Annotated in this window: 11 protein-coding genes; 6 read left to right on the top strand and 5 right to left on the bottom strand. The window is 61.7% G+C overall.

The features are described from left to right. Positions 1-145: 145 nt before the first annotated feature. On the bottom strand, positions 146-1,453 hold the full coding sequence (locus SM765_RS01545; protein WP_274836836.1) for a hypothetical protein: 1,308 nt from the start codon (positions 1,451-1,453) through the stop codon (positions 146-148). Between the two features lie 321 nt (positions 1,454-1,774). Between SM765_RS01545 and SM765_RS01550 the strand changes: the two genes are divergently transcribed. Further along, positions 1,775-2,782, top strand: coding sequence for a hypothetical protein (locus SM765_RS01550; protein ID WP_274836837.1), 1,008 nt, complete (start codon positions 1,775-1,777; stop codon positions 2,780-2,782). A gap of 15 nt (positions 2,783-2,797) precedes the next feature. On the opposite strand, the gene SM765_RS01555 is transcribed toward SM765_RS01550, so the two are convergent. Together SM765_RS01555 and SM765_RS01560 are read right to left on the bottom strand one after the other, a co-directional pair. Continuing rightward, positions 2,798-3,940, bottom strand: a complete 1,143-nt coding sequence (locus SM765_RS01555; RefSeq protein WP_065273304.1) for an acyl-CoA dehydrogenase family protein — start codon at positions 3,938-3,940, stop codon at positions 2,798-2,800. Positions 3,941-3,945: 5 nt separating this feature from the next. Continuing rightward, positions 3,946-4,617 carry a TetR/AcrR family transcriptional regulator gene (locus tag SM765_RS01560; RefSeq protein WP_274833773.1) on the bottom strand — a complete coding sequence of 224 codons (672 nt, stop codon included), beginning with the start codon at positions 4,615-4,617 and terminating at the stop codon, positions 3,946-3,948. A 101-nt stretch (positions 4,618-4,718) separates the two neighbouring features. On the opposite strand from SM765_RS01560, the gene SM765_RS01565 reads away from it, so the two are divergent. After that, positions 4,719-5,513 carry a TIGR03084 family metal-binding protein gene (locus tag SM765_RS01565; protein WP_274836838.1) on the top strand — a complete coding sequence of 265 codons (795 nt, stop codon included), beginning with the start codon at positions 4,719-4,721 and terminating at the stop codon, positions 5,511-5,513. A 58-nt stretch (positions 5,514-5,571) separates the two neighbouring features. On the opposite strand, the gene SM765_RS01570 is transcribed toward SM765_RS01565, so the two are convergent. Then, positions 5,572-6,462: a 2-dehydro-3-deoxygalactonokinase gene (locus SM765_RS01570; protein ID WP_274836839.1), complete on the bottom strand. Its 891-nt coding sequence runs from the start codon at positions 6,460-6,462 to the stop codon at positions 5,572-5,574. A gap of 417 nt (positions 6,463-6,879) precedes the next feature. Between SM765_RS01570 and SM765_RS01575 the strand changes: the two genes are divergently transcribed. The 4 genes from SM765_RS01575 to SM765_RS01590 all read left to right on the top strand — a co-directional run bounded on the left by SM765_RS01575 (position 6,880) and on the right by SM765_RS01590 (position 11,642). Next, positions 6,880-7,959: an AraC family transcriptional regulator gene (locus SM765_RS01575; protein ID WP_274836840.1), complete on the top strand. Its 1,080-nt coding sequence runs from the start codon at positions 6,880-6,882 to the stop codon at positions 7,957-7,959. Between the two features lie 634 nt (positions 7,960-8,593). Continuing rightward, positions 8,594-9,229 carry a sugar transferase gene (locus tag SM765_RS01580; RefSeq protein ID WP_065273817.1) on the top strand — a complete coding sequence of 212 codons (636 nt, stop codon included), beginning with the start codon at positions 8,594-8,596 and terminating at the stop codon, positions 9,227-9,229. A gap of 193 nt (positions 9,230-9,422) precedes the next feature. Then, positions 9,423-10,286 carry a CpsD/CapB family tyrosine-protein kinase gene (locus SM765_RS01585; protein ID WP_274827859.1) on the top strand — a complete coding sequence of 288 codons (864 nt, stop codon included), beginning with the start codon at positions 9,423-9,425 and terminating at the stop codon, positions 10,284-10,286. 111 nt (positions 10,287-10,397) lie between these two features. Then, a complete protein-coding gene (locus SM765_RS01590; protein ID WP_065273308.1) occupies positions 10,398-11,642 on the top strand; it encodes a GumC domain-containing protein in 1,245 nt (414 codons plus the stop codon). A gap of 93 nt (positions 11,643-11,735) precedes the next feature. Here SM765_RS01590 and SM765_RS01595 read toward each other — a convergent pair whose 3' ends face one another. Then, positions 11,736-13,103 carry an oligosaccharide flippase family protein gene (locus tag SM765_RS01595; protein WP_274833782.1) on the bottom strand — a complete coding sequence of 456 codons (1,368 nt, stop codon included), beginning with the start codon at positions 13,101-13,103 and terminating at the stop codon, positions 11,736-11,738. Positions 13,104-13,323: the final 220 nt, after the last annotated feature.

Genomic DNA, 13,323 nt, shown 5'->3' on the forward strand with positions numbered 1-13,323 from the left:
ATGCATCAGCGGGATGCCCCCTCCTTTTTAGGTGAACGGTTGATCGTCGAAGGGATCAGTAATGCTGCTCCTAAAAATCACCGGAGGCCCCCGTTTGGGGGCCTCCGGTCAATGTCTTCTCGGTTCATTGTGAGGCAGCGTGGCCTCAGACAGCCTCGGCCATCATGTCGTCTTCCGTGTCAGCCGGGTCTTCCGGCATCATGTCATCCTCCGGCGGTAGGGTCATGAGAGACATGACATCCGGTTCGGTTGCGGGTTGGCTAAAGGCGACCGGAAGCGTTTCGGACCAGCTGTCCAGCGTCATGCCATTCACCGCTGCCGGGTCGGTTTCGACCTGCGCCTGCGCTTCATCAGTCAGACCACCGTGCAGCTCCTGCGGATCCCGACCGTCGCTGTTGACCACAATCGACACATTGGTGAGGTCTAGATCCTGCAGCGTCAGCGCGCCATCTTCGGACCACAGGGTGAAGTTGAGGTTGTTGACGGTCCCTTCGGTGCTGTCCGGCACCTGTCCGAATTGCACGTGGGCGTCATAGTTTTCGGAGACAGTGGCGCCGTTATCCAGCGTGTTCTCCGAATTGGCGGATGCACTGTGGCCGGTCACCGGCAACGCGTTTTCATCCGGGTAGAAGTGCAGTGCATCGGTGCGGCCGTCGTCGCTCAGGTTGAAGAACATGCCGTCGAGATCCGCCTCCTGGCCGTCAAAGGTGGTTGGATCCAGTTTCACGAACAGCTCACCGCCGGGCGTCTGCGTGACGGACACGTCCACCTGGCTGCCGCCTTCTTCGCCCAGGGTGAAAGTGATGGTGGTCTTGCCATCGTCGGTGTTTTCGCCGCCGCCGCCGTCTGTACCGCCGGTGCCGCCGGTTCCACCCGTGCCTCCGGAGCCGCAATGGCCACCGCTGCCCCATCTGCCGGTTCCGCCGGAACCGTGAGTCCCGCCAGAACCGTGGGTGCCACCAGAACCATGCGTTCCGCCAGAGCCGCGGGTTCCGCCAGAGCCATCGGACGCGCAATCGTCATCTTCGTTGCGACCATGGTCCCACCAGTTCTTGCCACCGTGGTTCCACCAGTCCTTGCCGCCGTGATGGCCTTTCGAGCCGCCACCGGTGCCGCCGCCTGATCCGCGACCTGTGCCTTCTCCCGTGCCGCAGCCGTCCTTGCCACCCGATCCCCGGGCGCCGCCAGAGCCTTTGGTTCCGCCGGAGCCCTTGCTGCCACCGGTCCCCTTGCTGCCGCCCGTGCCGTGATCGTCCTTTTCGTCGCGGTCCCACCAGTTTTTATGGCCTTTGCCGCCGTGGCCAAACCGGTCGGACAGATGTCCGTCATACCAGCGGGCGAAGTGTTCCCCGCGCACGCCGCCGTTGTGGTAGCTGTTGCTGCCACAGGCGTCCTTGCCGCTGCTCTTGCCCCAGTTGCCAAAACTTTTGTGCGAAAAAAGTCCCCAAGTCATACTGTCACCCCTGCGATCTGAAATGATGCGTTTCGGCAGGCGCAAAATGGGAGGCATGCCGCTCAACGGTGAACATATGAAATGGTTCGGCAGTCGAACAAATTTTCGTCGCATTTTAGTCAAATACGGGGTGAGTGCGGGAAATTTTGGAAACAAACCCAGCTTTGGGTCGTGCATTGTTTTGCGATTGGCGCGCCCTGGGGTGTCAACTTCAGCGTGTGCCGGGCGAATCGCGCACTCTCTGCCTCTGTTTGTCCCGAAATTCGCCGTTTTCTGATGTCAGCACAGGCGCAACACTTGGTGAGGTGAAGAGGGACAGACGTGGCTGACGGCAGTTTTGAGGATCGCAAAGCTTATATCGCGGCCAAGGCCGAGGTGGTTCTGGGCGCCGCGCCCGACCGGATTTCTGCGCCGGGGGGCAATTCGCGCTCGTCCTTGCGGCTGCATTATCCAGATCGCAACGTGATTGCCACGCTGCGGCCCGATTTCCGCCGCACCCACTTAGAGGCGCATGTACTTGAGGAACTAGCGCCCCATTGTGACGATATTCCGCAGGTTCTGGGGGTCAGCGATGATGTGATGTTCCAATCCGACACCGGCGAGCTGCGTCTGAATGCAGAGATCATGGAACAGGACCCAGAGGATCAGGTCGAACTGGCCGCCGAGGCGGTGGCGGCGATCTTCCGGATCCAAGCCGCGGGGCGGCAAACCAACCTGGCGGAAATGCTGCCGCATCTGGGATCGAACACGGATTGGGTCACCTCCTTTGTCGGTTCGGTGACCGCGATGGAGCCCTATTCGGTGGGCATCTCCCGCCAGTTCGATATGGCGGCTGTGGCAGAGCGGATGGATTACCCCGGTGTGCAGTTCCTGAAATGGGATTGCCGGTCAGGCAATGCCGCCATCGGCGACGACGGATACCTGCGCTGGTTCGATTTCGAATACGCCGGTCTACGCCACGGGGCCGAGGATCTGGCCTGGCTGATTGCCGATGAAACCTGGCCAATCGCCCCCGATGTGATGGCCGATATCGTGATCGAGAATTTCGATATCGGCTGTGGCCACGACATTGCCGACTACATGGATTACTTGTCAGTCTACACGACGCTGCATTGCGTACAGCGCCTGAAGCTGATTGAGCAGGAGGTTAAACGCCGCGGCTGGCTACGCAAGGAGCGGGTGCGCAAATACGATGATGCGGGCGTGCACCCCGATTTCGCGGTGCAGCTGTGCCGGGTCGGGGCCTATTATTCGGCGCAATCGCCGTTGACGGCGCCGCTGACCCGCAATTTCGAGGCGGCTGAACGCAGCTTTTCCTCGACGGTATGACGCGCCGCTGCGCGATTACAGCCCCATCTGCCGCACCGCCAGATCGCGCATGATTTCCTCGGATCCGCCGCCGATGGCCATCACCTTGACCTCTCGGTAGATGCGTTCGATCCGGTTGCCGCGCAGATAGCCCGCACCACCGAGTATCTGCATCGCTTCGGAGGCGCAGAACTCGCAGGCTTTGGAGGTGAACACCTTCGCCTTGCAGATTTCGGCCACCGGCATCCGCCCTTCGTTCACCTGCCAGCAGATCGTGTTGAGCGTGGCCTCTACCGCGTCGATCCGGGCCGAGATATCGGCGATCTTGTGGCGGATCACCTGATGGCGGATCAGCGGCTTGCCAAAGGTCTGCCGCTCCTGCGCCCAGGCAATACTGTCCTCAAGGCAGGTTTTCATCATGCCCAGCATGCCGGCGATCAGCCCGACCCGTTCGAGGTTGAAATTCTCCATCACCGCCAGAAAGCCATGATTTTCCGGCCCCATCATCCGGTCGGCGGGCAGGCGGACGTCATCGAGGAACAGCGTTGCCTGATCCGAGCACCACCAGCCCATTTTCCGGCTCAGCGCGCTGCGGGTGAACCCCGGGGTGTCTGCTTCGACAAAGAACAGCGAAATCCCCTCCAGCCCCGGCCCACCAGTGCGGGCAGGAATAACGAAATACTCCGACGTCATGCCGCCGGTGATGAAGGTCTTGCTGCCGCTCAGCACCCAGTGATTGCCATCCCGCCGCGCCGTGGTGGTGATATTGGCGACGTCCGATCCGCCGCCCGGCTCCGTCACCGCAAGCGAAGACCCTTTGCGCCCCGCGATCACCTCCGGCAGCACCTGCATCTTGATTTCTTCGCTGGCCAGCCGGGCAATGGGATCAAGCGAGATCTGACGCCCACCCATGGCCGCCGCGACACCGCCCGCGCCGCAGCGGGCGATTTCCTCGCTGTAGGCGGCACGCATGAAGCAGTCGTCAAAGCCAAGCCCGCCGTATTTCTCGTCGATGCCAAAGCCCCATACGCCCAGCGCCCCGGTTTTCTGGTGCAGCTCCCAGGGGATTTTCCCGGCTTCGTCCCAGTCATCGCAGAAGGGAGTGATTTCCTGCGCCACAAAGCTCCGCAGGCTCTCGCGGAAGGCACGGCGCTCTTCGGTGTCAAAGGGGCTTTGCATGCGGTTTACTCCTTGGGGCCGGGGCGGGTCGCCAGATGCGGCGACATAATACGGGCGAACAGATCGACCATCTTGGTGATGATCTCGGGGTCGCGTTCATAGGGTGCCTGACTGTGCAGCCCGCGCATGAAACTACGGCAGATCGACCAGAGCAGCGCCAGATCCTCGCCCGAGGAGGCGGTGTAAAGGTTCGCGATATTGCGGTTGAAGGCGTCGTTATAATCCCAGAGCGAGGGGGTGATGCGCGTGCGCAGGGTTTCATCCGTGCGCGAGGCGACGAGGATTTCCATCACCGCGCGCCCTTCGCGGGTGTTGATCACCCGGGCCCACAGACGGTGCAGCTCGGCGGGCAAATCCTGTGCCGCGCCGCCCTTGCGCAGCATATGGCCGCTTTCGCTCGCCTGTTCCGGGCCGCGCACCGGCGCCAGAAGATGTTCCAGCGTGCGCACCATCATCTCCTCTTTCGAAGGAAAGTGATGGGTCAGCGCCCCGCGCGACACACCAGCGGCGGTCTGTACCCGGTTGATCGAGGTTTCCGCGTATCCCGACTGGTCCAGACAGTCCGTGACCGCATCGAAAATCCGCTGCCGGGTCTTGTCTGCCCGCGTTTCGGCCCGCGTTGTGCCCGCAGCGCCGGGCGCGGTGACGTCGGGTTGGTCTTCGGTTTTCTGTGTCATGCGCCTATCCTTTGAGGAATCGTAAAACAGAACGTTCGGTCGGTTCAATCGTGGAAGGGCTCGCCGGACGTAGCGGAATTTCAATTGGGAGGAGGGCATCCATGCAGCAGGCAGAGGATTTTCGTGCCGAAAGCCGGGCGCTGGCGGCGATACTGGAGGATCTGCCGGAAGAGGCGTTTCACAGGCCGACGCAGTTCAAAGACTGGACCATCGATCACGTGCTGGGCCACCTGCACCTGTTCAACGTGGCGGCAGAAACCTCGCTCAAGGGGGAGGAGGCCTTTGCCGCATTCATCGGCCCCATCGTGCAGGACATGCAATCGGGCAAGACGATCCTGCAATGCCAGTTCCCCTGGCTCGACGGGTTGTCGGGACGGGCGCTATTTGAGGCTTGGAAGGCTGGCGCGGAAACCTGCGCCGATGCCTTTGCTGTGGCCGACCCCAAGGCGCGGGTGAAATGGGTCGGCCCGGACATGAGCGCGCTGTCCTCGATCACCGCACGGCAGATGGAGACCTGGGCGCATGGTCAGGAGGTCTTTGATCTTCTAGGGCTGGAGCGGGTGGAGCAGGACCGGATCCGCAATATCGCCCATCTTGGCGTTGCGACTTATGGCTGGACCTTCCTGAACCGGGGAGAAGAGGTGCCCGACCCCGCGCCATTCGTGCAGCTGACCGGACCGTCTTCGGCGGTCTGGGAATGGAACACGCCGCAAGAGGACAACCGGGTTGTCGGATCCGCGGTGGAGTTCGCGCAGGTGGTGACGCAGGTCCGCAATATCAAAGACACCGCGCTGGAGGTGACCGGGGCGACCGCGACGCGCTGGATGGAAATCGCCCAGTGTTTTGCCGGCCCGCCCGAAATGCCCCCCTCAAAAGGGGCCCGTCACAAGGTCTGATCGCTTGGCGCGGCCCTCCGTCCTGTGAACGTGCAGGGGGCTGGCGCGACGGTGGAGGCTAGTCGTCTTCTTCGCGCAGCCTGCGCCAGGCCTTGGTCAGCCCGGCCAGTGTCATGCGTTCCGCGTCTGCAATGGTGACCGGCAGCCCCTGCATTTCCAATGCAGCGGCATAGGGGCGGGCGGTCTCCTTTTCACCGATCAGCGCCAGATTTTGCCCTAGCCAGTAAGGGCGGGCGGCGGCCAGTTCGGCGCCCAGCACGGCGCCCCAGATCCGTCCGGTGGCCTCTTCCGGGGTGCAGCTGCCGCCATGCATGGCTGCCTTGGCTTCGGCCAATCGCGCGGCCATCAGTTCCGGCTTTGACATGGTGTCGGCCACGGTTCCGGTCAGCTCACCCTCTGCCCAGTCCTGCACGTGCAATCCGGCCATGGCGCAGGTGGCTTCGGCCAGTTCCACGGTCAGGAAGCTTTGAAAACTGACGACTTCATCTGCGCTGATCAAAGCCCAGTGGGTGGTTTTGCCGGGCAGGCAAAGAACCCCGTCCCAGGACGGATTGAGCGCCAGAAACCCGGCGATGCAGGTTTCGGCGCCCTGCATGATGGCAGGCGGCGCCTCTTGCGCCAGCCCGGGCAGTGTGATGAGCACGGTTTCCGGGGGCAGGGCGCTGCCTTGTGGGGCCAGTGGCAGCTGGTCCGGGCGCGTCGGGACGGCCTGCGGTGCGGCCAGGCCGGTGCCACAGGCGACAATTGGCAGTTGCGATGCAGTCAGCTCGCCGCACAGCGCGGCATGGATCTCGGACAAGCCCGGATCGTTGCTGCCCTGCGGCAGATGTGCCTTGCGGCGAGCGCCGGGCGTGTCCCCGGACATGGCCCAGAAAGTCCACTCCGTGCCCTGCGCCTCGGCAGCGATCCAGTTGTCGGACTGAAAAAAAGACGATCTATCTGCAGCCATGGTCATCCGCGCCTTCCGTCTGTTTTGGAATGGCGCGCATAAAGACGCGATTCCCGCCAACAGGCAAGCAGGCGACCGTCAATGTTGCAGGCGCGGCGTTTGATCGCCCCGAAAAGCGGCCAGACCTATCCGCAGGTCTTGGGGTACTATCCAAAAGGTGAGGGGGGATGACCGGAAGAGACGCCAAGCGGTGGCCGGTTTCCGCTGGACAGAGTTGGGAAATATTCAAATCAGGCTATATTGTAAAAGCAGCCTGCAGCGTTTTGTGGGGCTGCCTGGCCAAGCGGCGCACCCGCGTACAACGCACGGATGAAACGCCGGGACGCTCTGCCCGGATGCACCACAGAGGCCATGTCAGGGGCCAAGACAATGCCCTCTGACTGTGGTGTTGAGTGTGTTTTGAGTGGGGCTTGTGTTATGACCCGGCATCTGAACCTTGAAAATGCAATTTTCGTCCAATGTGCCGCGCAAAGGCTGGCCGAGCTTGGGCATTCTTCGGCAGAGATCTTTCGTGCGGTGCCTTTTGGCCAGAGTCTTGTTGGCCAAGAAGAGCCCTATACCGACAGCCGTTCGATCGCATCGTTCTTTCAGCATGCGGCGAAAATCAGCGAGATTGATCTCTTCGGACTACGGTTCGGGCAGCAGACCGATCTGCGCAAGGCCGGGCTTCTGGGGTATCTGGCCCTGTGTGCGCCGCAGGTGCTGGGGTTTCTGTCGAACCTTTCGGACTACGCCCGCCTATTCGGAGAGGCCCTGCATTTCGATCGCTCACAGCTTGCTGAAACCGGTGCGCTGACCTGGACCTATGCGGTGGATGCAGGCACTCGCCCCGAGATCCGCGGAGGAGAGAGCCGAGTGCGGACATCTGCTCCAGACACGGCGGGGATCGAGCTAAGCGGACAATACGTGGAATTCCTCGTGGCACTGATCCTGTCGAACCTGCGCCGGTCCAGCCAGACCCGTATCCGGTTGCGGCAGGTGGCGTTCTGCCATCACCGTTTGTCCGGCGCCGCCGAGATGGAAGAGTTCTTTGGCTGCCGTGTCCAGTTTGGTGCGCCGGAAAACCTGTTACGGTTCGAAACCGATGACCTGACGCGGGAGCTTGCGACAGGTGACCCGATCCTGTTGCGCATCTTGCTGCAATGCGCCGCGTCGCAGATGAAGACCATGCTGGCCGGGGAGAGAGATATCGCATCGCAAGTTGAGCAGAGCATTTCGCGTCGACTTGCCTCGGGGACGGCAGCGCTGGAGACCGTGGCGCAGGACCTTGGCATGAGTCCCCGTACCTTGTCGCGCAAGCTGGGCGATCAGGGTACCAGTTATTTCGAAATTCTGGAAAAGCTGCGCGAGGAAATGGCCACGCAATATCTGTTGCACAGCGATCTGGTTCTGGCAGAGATCGCGCATTTGCTGGGCTATCGCGGGCTCAGCTCGTTCAACGATGCCTTCAAGCGTTGGACAGGAAAAAGCCCCGGAAAATTCCGCAGCGGCTCCTGAAACGGCCGTGATCCTGTCGAATCTCATTCTGTTGCAGGCTGATAGCGTGCACGCTTAGCCCGGATGCAATGTGGGGGCTGAGGTGCGCTGCGCCACCGATTCTGGGTCTATATTCCCCAGTTCCCCAACAGTGTGAGCATATTTTGGATTATTGTTTCCCAAATGCGCTGGAATTCAGGTGAAAATGTGGCTGGTTAACCTTTTTTCATTTACTCGCAGCAATTTAGATAAAAATATATTAAAAAGAATGTGTCGATAATTTGAACTTCTTTCGCCCTAAATGCGGAGAAGTGGGTGCAGGGAAGACGCGTGGGGGCGCGTCCTATCAGACCCTTCAATTACAGACGTGTGTTGCCGGCTGCTGCCATGCCGGACCTGTGCAAATTAAACGGTTCCGCAGGATGCGGTGTGCCCGACCCATGGGGTCTGGTGAGGAATGGGGATTTTGATGACGGACCTGTTGCGTAAGAATAAAGTTCCGATGCTGTCATTTGCTTCAGTCGATACTGCTGGGCAGGGAACCTTGGTTTTGAAACGGCTCAAGGATGAAGCTCTGCGACAGGCGATGACAGCGCAGGCCGCCAATGCCAACGTGGCCCAATGGATCGGTCCATCACACTATGAACCGCTGCAGATGCCGCACCGCCGGTCCTCGCGTCCGGAGCTGTATCGTCGGGCTGGAAAACGGACCCTAGATTTGCTGCTAACCCTATTATCCTTGCCTGTCACTCTGCCTGTCGTGTTGTTCTGCGCGCTGGCGCTTGCACTTGAAGGCGGCAGCCCGTTTTACACGCAGGAGCGCCTGGGCCGGAATGGCAGACGCTTCCGAATCCTGAAGCTGCGCACCATGGTGCGGGATGCGGATGCCCGTCTGGCCGAATGCCTTGCGCGGGACCCGGCCTTGCGGCGGGAATGGGACGCAACGCAGAAACTGAAGAACGATCCCCGCATCACCCGTGTTGGCCGTATCCTACGAGTCACCTCCATGGATGAGCTTCCGCAGCTGTGGAACGTGGTGAAAGGCGAGATGAGCCTTGTGGGTCCGCGTCCGATGATGCCCGAGCAGCTGGCGATTTACGGTGATCCGCGCGATTATTTTGATCTCAAACCCGGTTTGACGGGGCTGTGGCAGGTGTCGGCTCGCAACGAAAGCACCTTTGCCTTTCGCGCTGCCGCGGATTCCGAATACTGTCGCGCGCTAAGCCTTGGCTGTGACATCGGTCTGATCTGGCGTACTATCGGCGTGGTTCTGAAAGGTACAGGATATTAATCCCTGTCTGGTTCAATGCAGTCGCGAAGAGGACCCGCGCCGTGCATCTCATTTTTGGTGCGCGCGCTGCCTTGCGGCCATGGCCGGAGCGAGGCGCGTTGCGGGCTTCTTTCGCAGAGGCAAGTTGATATGATCCTGAAGTTGGCAAAGCTGCGGCCTCGTGGCAAGGCTGTGATGACAATATGAGCAAGGCATGACGCAACAGGGTTTTAAGAAATTTCGGCGGCGCGCACAGGTTCAGCCCGAGGTGCAGGAACAGGTGCGCCCGGAACCGGATGAGGCTGTGCTGGAGAACGTACCACCCGGCCTGCAGTCCGAACCTGCCGAAATCCTCCCCACCACCTTGCCAAGCCCATGGGAACGGTTGGCCAGAATCTCCTTTGATCCTGACCGGGGGGGGCGTGATGGTGCGCCGCTGGCTTCAGCCGTGCGGACCGACCCGGCCGGGCGCGCATTTGATCTGCTGCGCACGCGGCTGTTGCAAACCTTGAAGGCCCGCGGCTGGAACCGGGTTGCGGTCACTGCGCCCACCGGGGGCTGTGGAGCCACATTCTGTGCGGTCAATCTGGCGCTTAGCCTGGCGCGGGTGCCGTCTAGCCGGACCATCTTGATGGATCTCAACTTTCGCAGCCCTGGGGTGGGCCCTGCGATGGGGCTGGTGGCGGCGGGCGACATGGCGTCCTTCCTGTCCGGCACCCGCCCTGTAGAAGAGGCGTTGGTGCGCCCGCTCGATACGCTCGCGGTCGGGTTGAACGCGACGCCGGACCTGAACGCGGCAGAAATCCTGCATGACAGCCGTAGCGCCGCGGTACTGGACCACATGGTGGCGGACCTCGACCCGGAAACGGTTGTCTTCGACCTACCACCGATGCTGGAGTACGATGATGCGGCGGCCTTCCTGCCGCAGGTCGACGGGGTGCTGGTGATCTCGGACGGGACGCAGACAACGGCGGCGCATCTGGCCGCTTGCGAGAGGATCCTCAATGGAAACGCGCCGTTGCTGGGGGTGGTCCTGAACCGAGGGCGCGCGACGGCCGACATCGGGCCTGTCGCATAACTTCCGCCAACCGGTCAAAGTTTTGCCTGCTTGCCATGGTGTGTATGGCACAGCACACTTTGCACGTTAATCTGCCCAGCGGCGCGACCGCGGCAAACCAAGAGATGTTGAATGGGTCCTATCTACTCCTTGCCGGATCTTCTGGACATGCTGCGCCGCCGCGCGTTGGTGATCCTTGCGATTGCCGTTCTGGGCAGTCTGGTGTCGCTGTTTCTGGCCGCCCGACAGCAGCATTTCTACGAAAGCTCCGAGGTCATTCAGGTCGCACAGCCGACAATCGCGGATGATCTGGCCAAATCAACGGTCGAAGGATCCACCGCGCGTCGCATGCAGCTGATCGAACAGCGGCTGATGGCGCGCAGCTCTGTACTAGAGATTGTCGAGGCGTTCGATCTATATAGCGATATGCCGGATCTTAGACCTTCGGACCTGGTTACGCTGGTGCGCGAAAACGTCTCGATTACCGGGGTGGCTGCGGTGCGCGAAGGCTTTGCCGATGATGGTACCATCGCTGTTTTGACCATCACCGCCCGCATGCCCAGCCCTGAACAGGCCCAGGCGGTTGCAGCGGAATTTGGGCGCCGGACGATCGAGCTCAGCGTCAGTACCCGTATCGAGCAGGCGCGGGAAACGCTGAATTTCTTTACCGCAAAGGAAACGGCCGTGGCCAAGGAACTGGCGGCGCTGGACGATGAGATCGCCTCCTACCGGACCGAGCACGACGTTGCTCAGCCGGGGGCGTTGGAAATCCGCCAAGGGGAAATCGCCACGCTGAACGAGGCGCTGCTGGATATTGACCGGGAGCAGATCCAGATCCGTCGGGCGGCAGATCAGGCGATGTCCAATGAACGCCCGGCAACAGCGCAGCGCATGCTTGAAGAATTCGAAGAGCAGCTTGCCACCCTGACCGCGCAGCGCGATCTTCTGACCCGGCGCAAGGCAGAAATCGAAGCGTCACTAGAAACCTCTCCTGAGGTCGAGCGTCAGCTCGCTGCCTATGACCGCAGGCTGCAACAGCTGCAGAGCGAACTGGAGACGACCCGTGCTCGCCGCAACGAGGCCGAGATCGGATTCCGTCTGGAAACCGCGCGCCAGTCCGAGCGACTGACAGTGCTGGAACCAGCTGCCTTGCCCGATTACCCGGTAACAGGGGGACGCAAGCGCACGGCGCTTTTGGGCGCCGCCGCCAGCCTGCTCGCCGCTTTGGTGATTGCCTTCCTTCTGGAGTTACGAAAGCCGGTGCTGCGCTCGGTCGCGCAGATGAAGCGGGAAACTGGGCTAATGCCGGTTGTCACCATTCCGGAAATGAAGTCCCCCGGCGGAAAACGGCGCTCAGGCAAAGGGCGGCGCAGCTGATCGTTTGCCTTGTGAGGGGACCGTCACGACCAAAAGCCGGGCGTGCAGTCCCAGTTGTCCTGCCGCAGGGGCGGCTGTAGGGCAGGCGGTGGATCAGGGGGCTAGCGCCTTGATCAGGGTCAGCACCGCATCTTGATGCCACCATAGGGCGCTGCCTCCGACCAGAACAACCAGAAAGCCAGAGACCAGATCGTGCAGGGGATCCCAGGCGCCGTGTCGGCGGGCCAGCCAGATCAGCACCGGATAGGCGCCGAGCATCGCCAATCCCAGCGCTGCAATACCGCCGGGCAACCCGAACCAGTAGGTGCCGAGTAAGAAAAGTGCTGTTTGCAGCAGGGCGCGGCTGGCGGTGAAGACAAAGAACGCCCGGCTGTCTCCGGCGGCCAATGCGGCCTGATCGTAGGTCATGGTGATGACGGCCGGGGCCAGAGCCAGTGAGATCAGCACGATCATCGCACCCGCCTGCTGATAGCGCGCATCATAGAGCAGATCTGTCAGCCAGGGGCCGATCCAGGCCATGATCAACAGCAGCGACAGGATCACGGCGCTCAGACCTGCGCGCAGCAGGCGGTGTTTGCGCCGGTTTTCCGGCGGGCCATCGGCGGGCTTGTCGCGGTACACCGGAATCATCAGCCTCTGGTTCACCGCATGGCCCAGCAGCATCGGGAAACTCGCTAGAAAGTAGCCGATATTATAGACGCCCAGCACATCCAGCGGCACAAAGCGGCCCAAGATAGCCCGGTCCCCCTGCGAGGTCAGGAACCAGAAGGCCGTGGAGAGGAATATCCACTTACCAAAGCGGATCAGCTCCTGCGCGGCGCGGGGTTCCCAGCGAAACCGGTTTGTCTGCCCTGGCAGGCCAAAATGGGTCAGCGCCAGTTTCGCCGCGGCCTGAATGACCCCGCCCAGAACCAGCGCCAGAACCGATCCGGTTGCCCATGCCAAAAGCACCATAGCGCCGATGCCAAGGGCCTGCGCCGCGAGATCCAGTGCAGTGAGGCGCCCGACCAGCAAGTGCCGGTGCGCAGTTTCGATGCGGGTCGGGTTGAAGCCTGCGATGGCGAGGCCAATGCCGGCGATCGGCAAGTAGAGCAGCAGATCCGGGGCCTGATAGAGCCAGGAAACAGGCCAGGCCAGCAGCAGAGTCATCCCCCAGAGACCGAACCCGCGGACAACTTGAATGCTCCAGGCGGTGTTGAGAAAGTCGGGATCATCGCCGCGTTCATTCTGCGCAATGGACGGGCCGATCCCGACATCGGAAAACAGCGAAAGGCCAACGGTCACCACGCTGACCAGTGCCATCAGGCCAAAGGCCTCGGGGAACAGCAGCCGGGCCAGGATCAGATTGGCGCCAAGCCGCAGTGCCTGGCTGCCGCCATAGCCGATCATCAGCCAGGAGGCCGAGCGCAGCACCCGCGCCAGCAGACCCTGGCCGGAAAACAGCGCGGCTTGCTTAAGCATCTGACCTCCTGATGGTTTTCTGCACGCTAGGCAGGGCGGCGCGGCGCGTCAATCGACATGCAACTTTCGGCGCTGCCTAAGCACGAAACCCGGCAGTTGCATGCGACAATCCGTTGGCTGGGCAGTGATTGATGCGCCGTCGTGACAGGCAGTGGAGCAGCGCGACGGCGGAAACTTCTGCTGCCAACGGCGCTCTCCCGCCCATCTTGCCCACGGCAGA

Origin of the sequence: Pseudophaeobacter sp. 1A09344 (assembly GCF_041008745.1) — a bacterium.
Taxonomy (GTDB): domain Bacteria; phylum Pseudomonadota; class Alphaproteobacteria; order Rhodobacterales; family Rhodobacteraceae; genus Phycobacter; species Phycobacter gallaeciensis_A.